Genomic DNA, 19160 nt, shown 5'->3' on the forward strand with positions numbered 1-19160 from the left:
ATGCAATCGTTGCTTCAGCTGACCGACACCCAGATCAGCACCTGGGTGGCGTCGTTCATGTTGCCGCTGTTTCGCGTGGCGTCGATGCTGATGGTCATGCCGGTGTTCGGCACCACCCTGATTCCGCGTCGCGTGCGCCTGTATTTCGCCGTGGCGATCACCGTGGTCATCACCCCGGCGCTGCCGCCGATGCCCGCCGTCAGCCCGCTGGATCTCAGCGGCCTGTTGCTGATCGGCGAGCAGATTCTGGTTGGCGCCGTGCTCGGCTTTTCCCTGCAACTGTTCTTTCAGGCGTTTGCCGTGGCTGGACAGATCGTCGCGATCCAGATGGGTATGGGCTTCGCCTCGATGATCGACCCTACCAACGGCGTTTCGGTGGCGGTGATCGGGCAGTTCTTCACCATGCTGGTGACGTTGCTGTTCCTGTCGATGAACGGCCATCTGGTGGTGTTCGAAGTCCTCACTGAAAGTTTCACCACGCTGCCGGTCGGCGGCGGTTTGATGGTTGCGCATTACTGGGAACTGGCCGGCAAACTCGGCTGGGTCCTCGGCGCCGCATTGCTGCTGGTGTTGCCGGCCGTCACCGCACTGTTGGTGGTCAACATCGCCTTCGGCGTGATGACCCGCGCCGCGCCGCAACTGAACATCTTCTCGATCGGTTTTCCGCTGACCCTGGTGCTCGGCCTGTTCATCGTCTGGGTCGGTCTTGCGGACATTCTCAACCAGTATCAACCGCTGGCCAGCGAGGCCTTGCAGTTGCTACGCGAACTGGCACGGGCGCGCTGAGTCATGGCAGAGAGCGAAAGCGGTCAGGACAAAACGGAAGACCCCACGGAGAAACGCAAAAAGGACTCCCGTGAGAAGGGTGAAATCGCCCGTTCCAAAGAGCTCAACACCCTGGCCGTGATGATGGCCGGCGCCTCTGCGCTGCTGATTTTCGGCGGCATGCTTGCGCAAGAAATGATGGACGTGATGCGCCTGAACTTCACCCTGTCCCGCGAAGTGGTCATGGATCAGGGCGCCATGGGCCGTTTTCTGTTGGAGTCAGGGTTGATCGCCTTGCTGGCGATTCAGCCGGTGATGATAACCCTGTTGCTCGCCGCCATCATCGGGCCAATCTCCCTTGGTGGCTGGCTGTTCGCGGCAAGTTCGCTGGCACCCAAATTCAGCCGGATGAACCCGGCCGCCGGCCTCAAACGGATGTTCTCGTTCAAGGCTGTGGTTGAACTGCTCAAGGCATTGGCGAAGTTTCTGATCACCTTGGGCGTGGCGCTGTTGGTGTTGTCCGCCGACGTCGACGACTTGCTGCGCATCGCCCACGAACCACTGGATATGGCGATCATTCACAGCGTCTTGCTGGTGGGCTGGAGCACGCTGTGGCTGGCCTGCGGTCTGATCATCATCGCCGCCGTCGACGTGCCGGTGCAGATCTGGGAGAGCATGAAGAAGCTCAAGATGACCAAGCAGGAAGTGCGCGACGAACACAAGGACCAGGAAGGCCGCCCCGAGGTCAAGCAACGCATTCGCCAGACCCAGCGCGAAATGTCCCAGCGACGGATGATGGCGGCGATTCCCGAAGCCGACGTGGTCATCACCAACCCGACCCACTACGCGGTCGCGCTCAAGTACGACTCGGAGAAGGGCGGCGCACCGGTGCTGCTGGCCAAGGGCAGCGACTTCATCGCCCTGAAAATCCGCGAAATCGCAGTGGCCAACAACGTCATGCTGCTCGAGTCGCCTGCGCTGGCGCGCTCGATCTATTACTCAACTGAGCTTGAGCAGGAAATTCCTGGGGGACTGTATCTGGCGGTGGCGCAGGTATTAGCCTACGTCTACCAGATCCGCCAACACCAGGCAGGCAAGGGCAAGCGGCCGGACCCGCTCAAGGATGATCTGCCGATTCCACCGGACTTGCGTCGGGATTCCTGACCGAACTGTACGAAACAAAAAAAAGCCGTCCCGATTGTATGGGGCGGCGGATTTTTTGCCTGAAGATGCATTGTCTCTGTTTATATCCGCCGTACATGGATGTAGTCGATGTGGAAGTCATTTCCACCGTTTGCTCCGCCGTATCCTCCACGATCTTCATGATTGGATATATAAATCGTGTATGGCCCGCTTACCGGTACTCTGAAAGAAGCGGTTTGCTCGTAATAGGCGCCATTGCGGGGAACAACAAACAGTCCCAAAATCGCCAGGCCGCTGGAGGTACTGACGCTGATCCTCGGTGGTTGGTTATCGGGCTGCGGGCTGACATTGGCTATTCGATAGCTAAAGCTGTAGGTTCTTGCTGCATCGAATTGAAACGTCTGGCTCAGTAAAATCCCTGAGTTGCCCGCGACGTCATAAGTGTAGTTTTCATAATAACCGTTGAGAATTCTGGCTGTTCTTGAGGCTGATCCAAGCGCCCAGTTTCCGGCATTGCCATTGAAATCGGTAATCGAATCTCTCCAGGTATCAACAGCTACAGTCACAGTCCATGTGGCTGATTCAGCTTCCTGCCCATATAAAGCCTTGGCTTTGAAGACATGTGGACCCTGGCCCAGCCCGGATAAAAGCCCCTGCCAGACGCCGGTCGTCTCATCGGCGGTGGGTTGGCCTTTGGGCGTAATACCATCCAGTATTTCAACTTTTTGGCCAGCTGCTGCTGTACCGCTCAACGTTACGGAAGTCTCGAAAGTAGACCCATTGTTGGCAATTGCAGTCCCGCTTGGGAAGCCTCTAGCGGAGGTCAGTGTGGGCGCAGGGGCTGTTACCGCTGTCAGATTGCGGACGTTTGAATAAACCGGGGTAGGGTGGTAAAGCGATTTAGCATACAAGCGGTGACCGCCGACTGTGATGGTGATGGTGTGCTGCCAAACTCCATCGATTGAACTAGCGGTTACTTTGCCTTTCGACACTGCGCTCGGACCGCTACCATCGAAAATCTCGACTTCCCTGCCTTTGCTGGCGGTGCCCTTGAGGATTAACTTGGTGCTGATAGTGCTGGCACCTTCAGGCACTTCGTTATTGTTCGAATCCAATACGTTGGTGAGGGTAGGGGGCGGCAGATTTTCCTCCTTAAGACGAATGTTCAGCGTCTCATTCGGCGATTCGCCAAAGTTCCCCAATTGGTCCGTCACCTCGAAATTGGCATTGATCTCGCCGTCAATAAAATTTTCAAAGTCATCGGTATATAGCGTTACGCTCACTGGTGCCGAGGGATCTGTGACCTCCATCATGAATGTTGCATTGCCTAGCTGTAATTGCACTTGATCGAAGGGTTCTTTAGTGGTGTAGCTCATTTCGAACGTTACGCCCCTCTTGGCCAGCTCAGCGGTAACACCATAAGCGATTACCTCCGATGGAATAATCAGCTTGAAGTTGGCGTGGGGGTGCAGATGGTAGAGCACGTGCAAGATATCCGATGACTCCTCATTGCCGCTTAACCGTTTAACTACGTAATGCAGTTTGTTAATGCCGTTTATGAACTTGGCTTTCGGAGCGTACAGCGCGACTCGCTTATTTTCCTCGCCGGGCTCGATAACGGCGCTGCATACGGGGGTTTTCCCAGCATTAATAAATAATTCGACTGATTCATATTCAGCTAGCGTCGCCACGCCTCGGTTTAGCAATAAAGTCCACGGATCGACCACGCACCGCACATTTTCCGGTGTCCCGGAGAATAGACGTCTCGGAATGCCGCCATGAGCAAGGCCTGAGGGTTTCACCGGGGTCACCCAGCCAGGTATGAATACCGGGACCAGTTTTAAAACTTCAATCAACTCGTCGGATTGGATGTCGATAGTTGATTCATTGTCCATGACGCGCTCCTGGCCCTTGAGAGGCAGGCAAATGGGTGAAGCGCTATCACATACTCGTCTGTGAATTTTGGCCACTGTCATATCTGACAGGTAAATGCATGTTTCAGACAAACGGTTGGAGCTTCGTCGCCGGATGAGACACGAAGCGTCTCGGACTGCTGGCGCAAGGGCAGCGAATTCATCGCCTTGAAAGTCCGCGAAATCGCTTTGGCCAAGCATGTCATGCTGCTTGAGATGCCGGATTTGCGTCGGGATTCTTGATGCTGCTGGGCAGCCATTGGTCTGAGACCTCCCTTTACTGTCAACTCTGACAGGTGCGCTCCTCGTGATTTTGCAGTTTGATGCAAGGTGCAGCCGCGTACCGGGCGCTGGCGTGTGTGCGAGTGCAAGGGAGCAAGTCAATGAAAGGTATTTTCAGCAGCTACGATGAAAAAACCGGAAGGGGCACCATTAAACCAAAGCAATCGGGACGATCCCTTTCCTTTGCCGAAGCCACGGGTTTTTTTCTGACTGCCAAAGAGTACCGATTCAGCGTTCCATTGGCTGAGGCCTTGCAGGCGAAGATCAAAGTGGGCGGCGAAGTCGAGTTCGAATTGCCCAGAACCAAAAATGGGAAAGTGAAAATCCTTCGGTATTGACCGGCAGTTTGCCCTCATCGCCAAACACCTGAAAAGAAAACCGCCGTCCCGATTGATGCGCAGCGGCGGTTTTTTTTGGCGATTATTGCCTGTCAGTCAGCCTTCGCGAGCAAACTTGATTCCACTTGTAATGCGATCAACCGTCGAAAGTGAGCCTGCTTGCTAAGGGGGCATCCCGGTCAGGAAAACAACCAAGTTCAAGCCCCGCTGTTCTAGATCACTGGTTAAATAAATCCGTTCCCTTTACTCCTGTCCCCTTTTCTCTCAATTCTGATTAGGCGAAGCGTCGACTCACTACCGCAAACACAAGACAGTGTGTCCAGGGCTAGATTGATAAGAATGCTCCCTCCACCCTTGCCCTTCGTTGTACAACCCCCAATACCAACTAACGTCTGAGCGAATTCCATAGGCAGCGGGCTGAGTCACAAAAAATTTAGTCCGGAACAAAACCAGGTCTGACGTTTTTACAGCACGGCCATTCGCATTGACCCACTGATCAATCTTTGAATCAGCTATAAGTGATGGTGAGACAATGCATTGTTCGACGTTGCTTACAGAAACAGAAATTGAGGCATGTTGTCCTGAGCTATCTCTTACATTGATGGTGGTGCTGCCATTACCTTCACTCCAGATTAACCCGACGTCATTGACGTTTGCGATTTTTGGATTATCCGATTGATAAGTAATTTGACCCACTCCTCCTGACGCTTGACGATTTGCTGAGGCTCCAGACGGATGAACACCCGTAAGGCGCCATCTATCGATGTACTGACCACTGGTATTCACGATTGACACTGTCCTGCCTGACAACTCTAAAGGTGAATCATCTATGATGAGTTTTGCACGTACCTTGAGGCCTACATTTAGACTAGGGAACAGAGTAGCGTCGTTTCTGTCCCCGTTGGTGCTGAATCCAACACTAATGTCCACGCGAAGAGATCCATCAACAAGGCGGTCTAGTTCCGAACGCAAAAGCGTTCTGCTCAATTTACCTGGCATTTCAATTTCAATTCCATTAGCCAACGAAATTTCGTAGTCCGATCCATCATCTTTTTTTCCTACGCAAAGCAGCCAGAACTTTTGTCCCTTTGCCATGGCTGTCCAGGTATCGACTGTCACAGTCGCATCGCCATCAAAAGTCGATAAATCAAGTACTTTTCCTCCGTCCGGCCCAATTGCTTGGAGAATTACGGGTGTCGGCAAACGCGGGTCTCCATCAGCAATTGTCATGACATCAAACCTGACTGTTGGTGATTCTCCAGCTGGAACTCCGGTACGAATCAAATCCCACCGCAACTCAATCGCCTTGCCATGCCAAGCCGCCAGAAACGCAGCGCTCAATGAAATCTCTGCAATCCCACCAACAAAATCCACCACCGGAAACGGCGGCGCACCTGCCGGCGCGTTCACCTGGACGAATTGAGCCTTATCGTCTTTCTCTGCTGCGAAACCTGTTATCTGAAGCTTCACTCCATCCGGATTAGCCAAAACGTCAATCGGCACTGTGGGCGGGTTCAAGGTCGGGGGTGGCAGGTCAAGTTGCAGGCCAATGACGGTATACACCTGATCCGGAAACCGCGTGGCGCTGGCGAAGTCATTGCTCTTGTCCTCCGATACCCAGAATTCCAGTTTCAACAGCGATCCTTCTTTCAATTCTTTCAGAAAAGCTATGAGCAGCGGTTTATCCCAGAACCCCTGACTGACCCAGGTCGCATTCACCTTGTGGGTGTCACCATTCCAGAATTGCAGGACGTGCGCCGAGCCGTCGGGTTTCTGGCCAGTGACCTTCAGCCACACCTGCTGACCGACCTGGATTCCCGTCCAGTTGCGTGCTCGTAGCGTAGCGTCCTGGCCCCTCAGTGCGGCCACGTCGAGCATGCCGTCCACGGCCTCAGCGATTATCGGCGAGTTGTACACCTTCTGATTGGCGGTGATAGTGATCGGGGTCGTCGCCGACTCATTGTTGTTGGTCAATTGATCGCGCACCCTGGCGAAGACCGAATGGGTGCCGTCGCCTATCAACTGCAATTCTGCAGCCGTCAGGGTGTGGTTGATCGGGCTTGTGGGGTTGGCAAATGTGATGCTCCAAGTGCCTATGGTGAGCGTCACCGTGTCGTGAGGCCGTGGGTAACCGACGGTGATCGTGATGACCGCCGTCTGCCCCGGTACGACGCTGGGTGGATGGCTGACGGTGACGGTAGGCGCCGGGTTGTTGTAGAGCAGCCGGGATAGATGGTTTTGCTGATGCCGGTGTTGACTCCGTTGACAAAAATAGTCACGACGTCATAAGCCGCCATGACCCAATTCCGCAAGCCGGTTAAGGGGTCGATGACAAGTTCTACCCCAGATGGAGTGAATGCCGAGAGAGGAAGGCCACCATCAGCAGTACCTGGAGGCAGCACCGGTGTTATCCATTGCGGGGGGTACACGGGATACAAGGCCAGGGCTGCGTTGGCTTCGGTTGAATAGACTTGAACGCTCATTCTGTTCTCCTCGAACACTGGTGATGAACGATGGCAGGCAAGGTTCATCACAACGCAGAACGAGGCGTCCGTCACCTGTCAGATCTGACAGGTGGGGACGGTTTTCCGACCAATGGTATCGCTTTGTGTGTGTTTTTTTTGCGAACTCCGGAGCTTGGATTAACCTTTTTTATTGATTCAGGTGCGGGGCGGTTTATCGTACACATCTAAAATTGTCGATGGCGATCGCGTCATTATTTGTGATTATTTCCACTCGAGCAACATCAGTGCCTCTGAATTCGATAAGTTGCGCGGGACCTTTTACTGTGGGGCTCAGAAGTTGATATCCTAGGAAAGATCCTTTTGAATCATAATAATTTGCCCTGTTTGTTACGTTTCCCCAGGCTTGATAAAAGCTGATGTATGTGAATGCATGTTTAAAGTTAAAGTGTATTTGGCAGGTTCCCAATGATGTAAAAACTACTTGCCTCTCAATGTTTTGTAATGGGGGGTCACCGCTGCCACTTGCCGGCGATATTGATATGGGGTGCGACGAAGATATATTGGTTATAGTGACATACTGCGTTTCGAGTGACTCCCCGGTGTACAGTGCTCGAGACGGCTCATTATCAAAGTTTATGATTATCTCGTTTGGAATTATAATGAGAGTGAGGATTAACGTCGGAAGTATTATGGTCGGAGCGCCGTTGCTTGAGGCAAATTCTACCCATGCTTTAATTTGAATCTCTTCGTTGTCCTTAAGTTTATTGAGCTCGCTTCTTGATAGGCTCTCTATAAAACCGTGTTCGATATTTTCCGCAGTGATTTGATGGTTGGTCAGAAGCTCGATTGTATGGGGGGTGCCTGAGTTGTCGATTCCAATGCACTGTAGATTAATAATCTGATCCGTCGAAATGCCAGTCCAGTGATCTAATGTCACTTCCGCATCGCCCGTGAAGCTGTTTAAGTTTAACGTTTTATTATCCTGTGCCTGGGTCACGTTCGGCGTTGGCAAGCGGGGATCTGCATCAGCGATAATCCTGACATCAAAGCCGGCTATTGCTGATGCTCCGGCCGGCTGTCCAGCGCGAATCAAATCCCACCGAAACTCAATCGCCTTGCCATGCCAAGCCGCCAGAAGCGCAGCGCTCAATAAAATCTCTGCAATTCCACCAACAAAATCCACCACCGGAAACGGCGGCGCACCTGCCGGCGCGTTCACCTGGACGAATTGAGCCTTATCGTCTTTCTCTGCTGCGAAACCTGTTATCTGAAGCTTCACTCCATCCGGATTAGCCAAAACGTCAATCGGCACTGTGGGCGGGTTCAAGGTCGGGGGTGGCAGGTCAAGTTGCAGGCCAATGACGGTATACACCTGATAAGGAAACTGCGTGGCGCTGGCGAAGTCATTGCTCTTGTCCTCCGATACCCAGAATTCCAGTTTCAACAGCGATCCTTCTTTCAATTCTTTCAGAAAAGCTATGAGCAGCGGTTTATCCCAGAACCCCTGACTGACCCAGGTCGCATTCACCTTGTGGGTGTCACCATTCCAGAATTGCAGGACGTGCGCCGAGCCGTCGGGTTTCTGGCCAGTGACCTTCAGCCACACCTGCTGACCGACCTGGATTCCCGTCCAGTTGCGTGCTCGTAGCGTGGCGTCCTGGCCCCTCAGTGCGGCCACGTCGAGCATGCCGTCCACGGCCTCAGCGATTATCGGCGAGTTGTACACCTTCTGATTGGCGGTGATAGTGATCGGGGTCGTCGCCGACTCATTGTTGTTGGTCAATTGATCGCGCACCCTGGCGAAGACCGAATGGGTGCCGTCGCCTATCAACTGCAATTCTGCAGCCGTCAGGGTGTGGTTGATCGGGCTTGTGGGGTTGGCAAATGTGATGCTCCAGGTGCCTATGGTGAGCGTCACCGTGTCGTGAGGCCGTGGGTAACCGACGGTGATCGTGATGACCGCCGTCTGCCCCGGTACGACGCTGGGTGGATGGCTGACGGTGACGGTAGGCGCCGGGTTGTTGTAGAGCAGCTTGAGTGTGGGTGAGTCAGCGTCATTACCGCTGGCTCGGGTCACTCTGTAGCGGACATCGTTGACACCGTTTGTGAACCAACTCGCCGGCACGCGCAAAAGAATGCGTTCCTGCTCCTCACCGGGATAGATGGTTTTGCTGATGCCGGTGTTGACTCCGTTGACAAAAATAGTCACGACGTCATAAGCCGCCATGACCCAATTCCGTAAGCCGGTTATGGGGTCGATGACAAGTTCTACCCCAGATGGAGTGAATGCCGAGAGAGGAAGGCCGCCATCAGCAGTACCTGGAGGCAGCACCGGTGTTATCCATTGCGGGGGGTACACGGGATACAAGGCCAGGGCTGCGTTGGCTTCGGTTGAATGGACTTGAACGCTCATTCTGTTCTCCAGGAACAATGGCAGGCAAGGTTCATCACAACGCAGAAAGAGGCGTCCGTCACCTGTCAGATCTGACAGGTGGGGACGGTTTTCCGACTAATGGTATCGCTGAAGGGGTGGGCGCTCCTGCGCCGCCGAGAGGCCTAGCTCGCGCAAGCTGCACTCGACAGGATCTTCAGCCGCTGCAAGATTTGCATCCAAGAAGATCAAAATGTGGGAGCGAGCTTGCTCGCGAAAGGCCGGCACTCTCACCCGAATCACTCAGCCGAACCGCATCATCCTGGCAACTCCAGATTATCCAGCACCCGATTCACTGCCAATTCCCCGAGCATGATCAGCTGCGCAATCCCCATCAGCGTCCGGCGTTGCGATGGCTTGACCAGCCCGGCGAATTCCTGGGCGATGGTTTTGGCCGAGGCGAGGGTTTCGCAGGCGTTGGCCAGCAGGTCTTCGTTTTTTGTGTCGGCGGTGACGGCGTACATGGCGCGGGGGGTGAAGGGTGGCGGCTGTACGCGGGTTAGCGAACCGGTCAAAGGCACCCGGCAGACCCGAAGGTCTCCCGCATACAGCCACCATGACGAAATCGCGAAAATACAGATTCGCAACGAAGCCTGGAACGCTGATGCACCTTTGACTTGAGTTCGAGTCGCTAAACCCGATCGCTGATTCGTCAGCGACCGGACCACGATAGAACTCGACCCCAAGGCGCACAAGCCGGCGGATTCTGGCTTGGCTGTAGGCAATGGCGCAAGGATTTGTAGCCTTGAGACCGTGTCGGCAGGTGTCTTTTAAACTCGTCGTTTAAAAACAAAGATCGCAGCCTTCGGCAGCTCCTACAGGAGACGTAAATCCATGTAGGAGCTGCCGAAGGCTGCGATCTTTTTTGCTTGGGCAAAAGTTGGAAAGCTTCTTGCAGTAGCCGCCCTGCGCCCGTTCGGGGCGTCAAAAGTTTGCTTTAAAGGAACGGGGAAAACCGGTGGATCGCACTCAGTTATTCAATACAGCACGCACCAACGTTGCCGACCTCAGTCGAGGCAATCTGGGCGTGCCGTTGTTGCTGCTGGTCATGCTGGCGATGATGATGTTGCCGGTGCCGCCGTTCCTGCTCGACGTCTTCTTTACCTTCAACATTGCCCTGTCCATCGTCGTCCTGCTGGTCTGCGTGTATGCGCTGCGGCCGCTGGATTTCGCCGTGTTCCCGACGATTCTGCTGGTGGCGACGCTGCTGCGACTGGCCTTGAACGTGGCCTCGACGCGGGTGGTGATGCTCCACGGTCAGGACGGCCACGCCGCTGCCGGTAAGGTGATTCAGGCCTTCGGTGAGGTGGTGATCGGCGGTAACTACGTGGTCGGTATCGTGGTCTTCGCTATCCTCATGATCATCAACTTCGTCGTGGTGACCAAGGGTGCCGGGCGGATTTCCGAGGTGAGCGCGCGTTTCACCCTCGATGCGATGCCCGGCAAACAAATGGCGATCGACGCCGACCTCAACGCCGGTTTGATTGACCAGAACCAAGCCAAATCGCGCCGTCAGGAAGTCGCCCAGGAGGCGGAGTTCTACGGTTCGATGGACGGTGCCAGCAAGTTCGTCCGTGGTGACGCCATCGCCGGCCTGCTGATTCTGTTCATCAACCTCATTGGCGGCATGGCCGTGGGTATCTTCCAGCACGGCATGAGCTTCGGCGATGCGGGCAAGGTTTACGCCTTGCTGACCATCGGTGACGGTTTAGTGGCGCAATTGCCATCACTGTTGTTATCTACAGCGGCGGCGATCATGGTGACCCGCGCTTCCGGCTCGGAAGACATGGGCAAGCAGATCAACCGCCAGATGTTCGCCTCGCCGAAAGCACTGGCGGTGGCCGCTGGTTTGATGGCGGTGATGGGGCTGGTGCCGGGCATGCCGCACTTCTCCTTCCTGAGCATGGCCGCGCTGGCCGCAGGCGGCGCTTACCTGTTCTGGAAGAAGCAGAACGTCGCCAAGGTCGTGGCGCTGGAAGAGGTCAAGCGTCAGCAGGAACTGCTGCCGTCGCCGGCCCGCGCCATGGAAACCAAAGAACTGGGCTGGGACGACGTGACGCCGATCGACATGATCGGCCTGGAAGTCGGCTATCGCCTGATTCCGCTGGTAGACCGCAATCAGGGTGGGCAATTGCTCGCGCGGATCAAGGGTGTGCGCAAGAAGCTCTCGCAGGATCTGGGCTTCCTTATGCCGACCGTGCACATCCGCGACAACCTGGATCTGGCGCCGAGCGCGTATCGCCTGACCCTGATGGGGGTGATTCTGGCCGAGGCCGAGATCTACCCGGACCGCGAACTGGCGATCAACCCCGGCCAGGTGTATGGCTCGCTCAACGGTATCAACGCCAAAGATCCGGCTTTCGGCCTGGAGGCGGTGTGGATCGAAATCAGCCAGCGCGCCCAGGCGCAATCGCTCGGCTACACCGTGGTCGACGCCAGCACCGTGGTCGCCACCCACTTGAACCAGATTCTGTACAAGCACTCCAGTGAGCTGATCGGCCACGAGGAAGTGCAGCAACTCATGCAATTGCTGGCCAAGAGCTCACCGAAACTGGCGGAAGAGCTGGTGCCGGGCGTGGTTTCGCTGTCGCAGTTGCTCAAGGTTCTGCAAGCGCTGCTCGCCGAGCACGTGCCGGTGCGCGACATCCGCAGCATCGCCGAGGCGATCGCGAACAACGCTGCGAAGAGTCAAGATACCGCCGCGCTGGTCGCCGCTGTGCGGGTCGGCGTATCCCGTGCAATCGTCCAAAGCATTGTAGGCACTGAGTCCGAGCTGCCTGTAATCACATTGGAACCAAGGTTGGAACAGATATTGCTCAATAGTCTGCAGAAGGCAGGACAAGGCTCGGAAGAGGGCGTTCTGCTGGAGCCGAGCATGGCCGAGAAGCTGCAGCGTTCGTTGATCGAAGCGGCCCAGCGTCAGGAAATGCAAGGCCAACCGGTGATCCTGCTGGTAGCAGGCCCGATTCGCGCGATGCTCTCGCGTTTCGGCCGCCTCGCAGTGCCAGGGCTGCATGTACTGGCCTACCAGGAAGTACCGGACAACAAGCAAGTGACCATCGTTGCGACAGTAGGGCCCAACGGCTGAGGTAGTGGTTTATGCAAGTTAAGCGTTTTTTCGCCGCCGATATGCGTCAGGCCATGAAGCTGGTTCGCGATGAGCTGGGCGCTGATGCCGCCATCATCGGCAACCGCCGCATTGCCGGCGGCGTCGAGTTGACGGCGGCTCTGGATTACAAGTTGTCGGCGCTGGCGCCACGGGTTCCGAACATGGAGCTCGAAGACGAGCTGCGCAAGACCCAGTCGCGCATCGTCACCGCCCAGGCCGAGCTGAGCCTGCGTGGCGAAGCCGACGGCAACACCAATCAGCAGTTGTTCGCCGGGCTGCCGTTGACCGCAGGCCTGCCGCTGACTGCTGCCGAGCCGCTGAGCGAGCCGACCTACGCTGCCCCGGCGCGTCCGGCCGCAGCGCCTGCGCAGGCCTCGGCGGGTGTCGATCCGCGTGCACTGGATTCGATGCGTTTTGAATTGAACAGCCTGCGCGAGCTGATGGAAGTGCAGCTCGGCACCCTGGCCTGGAATCAGCTGCAAGGCAGCCGTCCGGCCCAGGCCAATCTGTATCGCCGTCTGCAGCGCATCGGCCTGTCCGGCCCGCTGTCGCGCGATCTGTTGGCGATGATCACCGATATCGAAGAGCCGCGTCAGGCCTGGCGCATGCTGCTCGCGCACCTGGCGCGGATGATTGCCGTACCGGAAGTCGAGCCGCTGGAAGAGGGCGGTGTGATTGCCATGGTCGGCCCCGCCGGCATGGGCAAGACCACCACGCTGGCCAAGCTCGCCGCGCGTTACGTGCTCAAGTACGGCGCGCAGAACGTTGCACTGGTAAGCATGGACAGCTTCCGCATCGGCGCGCAGGAACAATTGAAAACCCTCGGGCGCATCCTCAACGTGCCGGTAACGCACGTCGATCCGGGTCAGTCGCTGGTGCAGGCATTGGATCCACTGCTACGCAAACGCGTGGTTTTGATCGATACTGCCGGCCTGCAAGCCAGTGATCCGGCGTTGCGCATGCAGCTTGAGAGCCTGGCCGGGCGTGGCATTCGCTCAAAAAATTATCTGGTCCTGGCAACCACCAGCCAGAAACAGGTTCTAACCGCCGCTTATCACAGTTACAAGCGTTGCGGGCTGGCCGGCTGCATCCTGACTAAACTGGATGAAACGGCCAGTCTCGGCGAAGTGTTGAGCCTGGCGATCAGTCATGAATTGCCGGTCGCGTACCTGACCGATGGCCCACGGATTCCGGATGATCTGCATCTGCCGCGTCGTCATCAATTGGTCAGCCGCGCCGTCAGCGTGCAAATGCAGGAAGAACCCAGCGAAGAAGCCATGGCTGACATGTTCGCTGATATCTATCACAGCCCGACCAAGCAGGTTGGCTGAGGTAATCATGAACAGTTTTTGTACCTACATCGATGGTCTGCCACGCATTGTTCCGATCAGGAACGCGCAGCCAGTAATGTGGCCTCCGTCTATGCAAGACAAGGTAAAGAAATAACATGGGCAGCATGCATCCCGTACAGGTGATCGCGGTGACCGGCGGCAAAGGTGGCGTCGGCAAGACTAACGTGTCAGTGAACTTGTCGCTGGCGCTGGCAGAGCTTGGCCGTCGGGTCATGCTGCTGGACGCCGACCTGGGCCTGGCGAACGTCGACGTTCTGCTGGGGCTGACACCCAAGCGCACACTGGCCGACGTTATCGAAGGCCGTTGCGAACTGCGCGACGTGCTGTTGCAAGGCCCGGGCGGGATTCGCATCGTGCCGGCGGCCTCCGGCACGCAGAGCATGGTGCACTTGAGCCCGGCGCAACACGCCGGCCTGATCCAGGCGTTCAGCGACATCGGCGACAATCTCGACGTGCTGGTGATCGACACCGCTGCGGGTATTGGTGACTCGGTAGTCAGTTTCGTACGCGCCGCCCAGGAAGTGTTGCTGGTGGTCTGCGACGAGCCGACTTCGATCACCGATGCTTACGCGCTGATCAAGTTGCTCAACCGCGATTACGGCATGAACCGCTTCCGCGTGCTGGCCAATATGGCGCAGAGCCCGCAGGAAGGGCGCAACCTGTTCGCCAAGTTGACCAAGGTCACGGATCGCTTCCTCGACGTCGCCCTACAATACGTCGGCGCCGTGCCATACGACGAAAGCGTGCGCAAGGCAGTGCAGAAGCAGCGCGCCGTCTACGAAGCCTTTCCCCGTTCCAAGTGCGCACTGGCCTTCAAGGCCATCGCCCAGAAGGTCGATACCTGGCCGCTGCCCGCCAACCCGCGCGGGCATCTGGAATTTTTCGTCGAGCGTCTCGTGCAGCAAACCGCAGGGCCTGTGATATGACCGCCAGTGGCATGAATCTTTACAAAAAGTCGGCGCGTGACGCGCAATACGAATTGATCGAGCGCTACGCGCCACTGGTCAAGCGCATTGCCTATCACTTGCTGGCGCGCCTGCCGGCCAGTGTGCAGGTCGAAGACCTGATCCAGGCCGGGATGATCGGTTTGCTGGAAGTCTCGACCAAATACGACGCCAGCAAAGGCGCCAGTTTCGAAACGTACGCGGGCATTCGAATCCGCGGCGCGATGCTCGATGAAGTGCGCAAAGGGGACTGGGCGCCACGCTCGGTTCACCGTAATACCAGGATGGTCAGCGACGCGATTCGCTCGATTGAAGCTAAAACCGGCCGTGACGCTAAAGATCACGAGGTTGCGGCCGAACTCCAATTGAGTCTCGACGATTACTACGGGATTCTGAATGACACCTTGGGCAGTCGCCTGTTCAGTTTCGACGACCTCTTGCAGGACGGCGAACACGAAGGGCTGCACGAGGATGGCGCCAGTGCTCATATGGAGCCGTCACGCGATCTGGAAGATGAACGCTTCCAGGCGGCGCTGGCGGACGCGATTGCCAATTTGCCGGAGCGTGAGCGACTGGTGTTGGCGCTGTACTACGACGAAGAGCTGAACCTCAAGGAAATCGGTGAAGTCCTTGGCGTCAGTGAATCGCGGGTCAGCCAGTTACACAGCCAGTGCGCGGCCCGTCTGCGGGGGCGTTTGGGGGAGTGGCGAGCGCGCTGAAGGCAGTGTGGGGACACTGCGAAACGAGGCTGGTGCGGTGATGAACGGCGCCGGTCTCGATCCGTTGTGCTCCAGACAAACTTTAAGTGCTGCGCCGATTGATTGAAGTGGCGCGTCCAGGTGCTGGGCGCGTTTAAGACTGCTTGGAGGTCGAATTGAACAAAGACATGAAAATCCTCATCGTTGATGACTTCTCAACGATGCGGCGGATCATCAAGAACCTGCTGCGCGATCTTGGGTTCACCAACACCGTCGAGGCCGACGATGGCACCACTGCCATTCCGGTGCTCAACAGCGGCAGCATCGACTTTCTGGTAACGGACTGGAACATGCCGGGCATGACCGGTATCGACCTGCTGCGTCACGTGCGCGCCGATGAAAAACTCAAGCACCTCCCGGTGTTGATGGTGACTGCTGAAGCCAAGCGCGAGCAGATCATCGAGGCCGCTCAGGCCGGTGTGAACGGTTACGTAGTCAAACCTTTCACGGCTCAAGCGTTGAAAGACAAAATCGAGAAGATTTTCGAACGCATCGGCTGATGAATGCGCGGGGGAGCTATGGAGCATAACGAATCATCACAGGGCGATTTCGAATCGACCCTGAAAAAACACGCGGTCGAACTGGTCGAGAGCCTTGAAAAAGGCAAGTTCGGCGACGCGGTGCAACTGATCCATGAGCTCAATCAGACCCGTGACCGCGGCCTGTATCAGGAAGTGGGCAAGCTCACACGTGAACTGCACAGTGCGATCGTCAATTTCCAGATCGATCCGCACATGCCGCAGGCCGAGGAAGTGTCGCAAATCACCGACGCCACCGAACGCCTGGGCTATGTGGTCAAGCTGACGGAAGCCGCGGCCAACCGCACCATGGATCTGGTGGAAAGCGCCACCCCGGTGGTCAATAGTCTGGCTGATGAAGCGCAGACGTTGAGCGCCGATTGGGGCCGCTTCATGCGTCGCGAGGTCGGGGCTGAAGAGTTCCGTGAACTGGCGCGCCGGGTCGACGGTTTTCTGTCACGCAGCAGCACGGACAACCGTGCGGTGTCGAGCAACCTCAACGACATCCTGCTGGCTCAGGATTACCAGGACCTCACAGGTCAAGTGATCAAGCGTGTGACCCAACTGGTCACCGAAGTCGAAAGCAATCTGCTCAAACTCGTGCTCATGGCCAGTCAGGTCGACCGCTTTGCGGGCATCGAACATGACCGCGCCGCAATGCTTGCTGAAAAAGATCCACAAAAACATCTCTCGCAGGGTGAAGGTCCGCAGATTCATGCCGATAAACGAGAAGACGTTGTGTCCGGTCAGGACGATGTGGACGATTTGTTATCCAGCCTTGGATTCTAGAGTTTCGGAATTCGGGTTTTTTGGGTTTTTAGACCTGTAGGAGCACCCCATTAATGAGCTTCGGCGCCGATGAAGAGATCCTTCAGGATTTCCTGGTTGAGGCCGGCGAGATTCTTGAGCAACTGTCCGAACAACTGGTCGAGCTGGAAAGCCGTCCGGATGATGCAGATCTGCTCAATGCAATTTTTCGCGGTTTCCACACTGTAAAAGGGGGCGCCGGCTTCCTTCAGCTCAATGAGCTGGTGGAGTGCTGTCACATCGCCGAAAACGTGTTCGACATCCTGCGCAAGGGTGAGCGTCGCGTTGATGCAGAACTGATGGACGTTGTGCTCGAAGCACTGGACGCGGTGAACAGCATGTTCAGCGAAGTCCGTGAGCGTGCACCGATCACCGCTGCCACGCCGGAACTGTTGGCCGCGCTGGCGCGTCTGGCCGAACCGCAATCGGCGGATGAAGCCCCGGCTTCGCCGGTTGCCGAGATGATCGAAGAACTGGTCGTTGAAAGCGACTCCTCGGACGACATCACCGATAACGAATTCGAACAACTGCTGGACTCGCTGAACGCCGTCAAGGCCCAGGCCGAGGCTCCGGCCGCTGCTGTGGCGCCCGCGCCGGTTGCCGACACGGCGGCCAGCGATGAAATCACCGACGCCGAGTTTGAATCGCTGCTTGATCAACTGCACGGCAAAGGCCAGTTTGCTGTCGATGCGGTCGCTCTGGCGGCACCAGCAGCGCCGGCTGCTCCGGCCGCGCCTGCTGCGGGTGACAGCTCGGACATTACCGACGACGAATTCGAAGCCTTGCTCGATCAGTTGCACGGCAAGGGCAACTTCGCCGTTGACGCGCTGGAATCGGCCATCGCTTCGGCCCCGTCAGCACCTGCTGCACCGGCAGCCGCTGCGGCCGGCAGTGACCTGATCAGCGATCACGAATTCGAATCGCTGCTCGACGAATTGCACGGCAAAGGCAAGTTTGACGCCAGCGCTGCGACTGCCGGCTCTGCGTCGAGCGTCGCCACGCCAACGGCGAAAGCTCCGGCTGCCGCTGCTGCGCCGAAGCCTGCCGCCAAGCCTGAACCGAAAGCCGAGGCGCCGAAACCGGCCGCCGCTGCTGCACCGGCTCCGGCCCGTGCGCCAGCCGCTGCACCGGCAGAAAAACCGGCCAGCGAAGCGGAAACCACCGTGCGCGTCGACACCGCGCGGCTCGACGAGATCATGAACATGGTCGGTGAGCTGGTGCTGGTGCGTAACCGTCTGGTGCGTCTGGGCCTAAACAGCGGCGACGAAGCCATGTCCAAGGCTGTGTCGAACCTCGACGTGGTCACCGCTGACCTGCAGACCGCCGTGATGAAAACGCGGATGCAGCCGATCAAGAAGGTCTTCGGGCGCTTCCCGCGTCTGGTTCGCGACCTCGCACGTCAGCTCAAGAAAGAAATCAACCTGGAACTGGTGGGTGAAGAAACCGACCTCGACAAAAACCTTGTCGAGGCTCTGGCCGACCCGCTGGTCCACTTGGTGCGCAACGCTGTCGACCACGGCATCGAGTCGCCGGAAGAACGCGAAGCATCGGGCAAGGCCCGTGGCGGTCGCGTGGTGCTGGCGGCCGAGCAGGAAGGCGACCATATCCTGCTGTCGATCTCCGACGACGGCAAAGGCATGGACCCGAACGTCCTGCGTTCGATCGCGGTAAAACGCGGTGTGATGGACAAGGACGCCGCCGATCGCCTGAGCGATACCGAGTGCTACAACCTGATTTTCGCCCCGGGTTTCTCGACCAAGACCGAGATCTCCGACGTGTCCGGCCGTGGTGTCGGCATGGACGTGGTGAAGACCAAGATTTCCCAGCTCAACGGTTCGATCAACATCTACTCGACCAAGGGCCAGGGTTCGAAGATCGTCATCAAGGTGCCGCTGACCCTGGCGATCATGCCGACGCTGATGGTCATGCTGGGCAATCAGGCGTTTGCGTTCCCGCTGGTCAACGTCAACGAAATCTTCCACCTCGACCTGTCGACCACCAACGTCGTCGACGGTCAGGAAGTGGTGATCGTGCGCGACAAGGCGCTGCCATTGTTCTACCTCAAGCGCTGGCTGGTCAGCTCCGCCGCTCACGAAGAGCAGCGCGAAGGCCATGTGGTGATTCTTTCGGTGGGCACTCAGCGCATCGGCTTCGTCGTCGATCAACTGGTCGGCCAGGAAGAAGTGGTCATCAAGCCATTGGGCAAAATGCTCCAGGGAACTCCGGGCATGTCCGGCGCCACCATCACCGGTGACGGCCGCATTGCGCTGATTCTCGATGTTCCAAGCATGCTCAAGCGTTACGCCACAAAGCGTATTTGAATCCGGGGTGGCGG

General features: G+C 57.1%; 13 protein-coding genes and 1 pseudogene. 10 read left to right on the forward strand and 4 right to left on the reverse strand.

What is annotated here, in order from left to right:
- Both fliR and flhB read left to right on the forward strand, forming a co-directional pair.
- Entirely contained in the window at positions 1-786 is a 786-nt protein-coding gene (fliR, locus tag FEE99_RS12505) for a flagellar biosynthetic protein FliR (RefSeq protein WP_016771066.1), read from the forward strand.
- Positions 787-789: 3 nt separating this feature from the next.
- Positions 790-1929, forward strand: a complete 1140-nt coding sequence (gene flhB / locus FEE99_RS12510; RefSeq protein ID WP_016771065.1) for a flagellar biosynthesis protein FlhB — start codon at positions 790-792, stop codon at positions 1927-1929.
- Positions 1930-2009: 80 nt separating this feature from the next.
- Here flhB and FEE99_RS12515 read toward each other — a convergent pair whose 3' ends face one another.
- Positions 2010-3803 (reverse strand): hypothetical protein, encoded by a 1794-nt coding sequence (locus tag FEE99_RS12515; RefSeq protein WP_052392183.1) that lies wholly within the window; start codon positions 3801-3803, stop codon positions 2010-2012.
- Between the two features lie 401 nt (positions 3804-4204).
- Here FEE99_RS12515 and FEE99_RS12520 point away from each other — a divergent pair, with 401 nt between their 5' ends.
- A complete protein-coding gene (locus FEE99_RS12520) occupies positions 4205-4441 on the forward strand; it encodes a hypothetical protein (protein WP_041479029.1) in 237 nt (78 codons plus the stop codon).
- Between the two features lie 294 nt (positions 4442-4735).
- Here the strand turns inward: FEE99_RS12520 and FEE99_RS12525 are convergent, their stop codons facing one another.
- From FEE99_RS12525 to FEE99_RS12535, 3 genes and pseudogenes are all read right to left on the reverse strand, one after another.
- On the reverse strand, positions 4736-6550 hold the full coding sequence (locus FEE99_RS12525; protein ID WP_064361078.1) for a hypothetical protein: 1815 nt from the start codon (positions 6548-6550) through the stop codon (positions 4736-4738).
- A gap of 567 nt (positions 6551-7117) precedes the next feature.
- On the reverse strand, positions 7118-9319 hold the full coding sequence (locus tag FEE99_RS12530) for a hypothetical protein (RefSeq protein ID WP_156497533.1): 2202 nt from the start codon (positions 9317-9319) through the stop codon (positions 7118-7120).
- 275 nt (positions 9320-9594) lie between these two features.
- Positions 9595-9825: pseudogene (locus FEE99_RS12535) on the reverse strand (DUF6124 family protein); the annotation flags it as partial.
- Positions 9826-10295: 470 nt separating this feature from the next.
- Here FEE99_RS12535 and flhA point away from each other — a divergent pair.
- From flhA to FEE99_RS12570, 7 genes are all read left to right on the forward strand, one after another.
- Positions 10296-12425, forward strand: coding sequence for a flagellar biosynthesis protein FlhA (gene flhA / locus FEE99_RS12540; RefSeq protein WP_016771062.1), 2130 nt, complete (start codon positions 10296-10298; stop codon positions 12423-12425).
- Positions 12426-12436: 11 nt separating this feature from the next.
- The gene (flhF, locus tag FEE99_RS12545) at positions 12437-13777 is read left to right on the forward strand and encodes a flagellar biosynthesis protein FlhF (protein WP_041479630.1); all 1341 of its coding nucleotides are present in this window, start codon (positions 12437-12439) and stop codon (positions 13775-13777) included.
- A 116-nt stretch (positions 13778-13893) separates the two neighbouring features.
- Positions 13894-14724 (forward strand): flagellar synthesis regulator FleN, encoded by an 831-nt coding sequence (gene fleN, locus FEE99_RS12550; RefSeq protein WP_016771060.1) that lies wholly within the window; start codon positions 13894-13896, stop codon positions 14722-14724.
- Positions 14721-15461 carry an RNA polymerase sigma factor FliA gene (fliA, locus tag FEE99_RS12555; protein ID WP_016771059.1) on the forward strand — a complete coding sequence of 247 codons (741 nt, stop codon included), beginning with the start codon at positions 14721-14723 and terminating at the stop codon, positions 15459-15461. Before fleN ends, fliA begins: the two co-directional genes overlap by 4 nt.
- Positions 15462-15628: 167 nt before the next feature.
- Positions 15629-16000: a chemotaxis response regulator CheY gene (locus tag FEE99_RS12560; protein ID WP_024012118.1), complete on the forward strand. Its 372-nt coding sequence runs from the start codon at positions 15629-15631 to the stop codon at positions 15998-16000.
- An 18-nt stretch (positions 16001-16018) separates the two neighbouring features.
- Complete coding sequence (locus tag FEE99_RS12565) at positions 16019-16807, forward strand: protein phosphatase CheZ (RefSeq protein ID WP_016771058.1); 789 nt, start codon at positions 16019-16021, stop codon at positions 16805-16807.
- 53 nt (positions 16808-16860) lie between these two features.
- Positions 16861-19146 (forward strand): chemotaxis protein CheA, encoded by a 2286-nt coding sequence (locus FEE99_RS12570; protein WP_041479629.1) that lies wholly within the window; start codon positions 16861-16863, stop codon positions 19144-19146.
- Positions 19147-19160: the final 14 nt, after the last annotated feature.

It is taken from the genome of Pseudomonas sp. ef1 (genome assembly GCF_007293365.2).
Classification (GTDB): domain Bacteria; phylum Pseudomonadota; class Gammaproteobacteria; order Pseudomonadales; family Pseudomonadaceae; genus Aquipseudomonas; species Aquipseudomonas siliginis.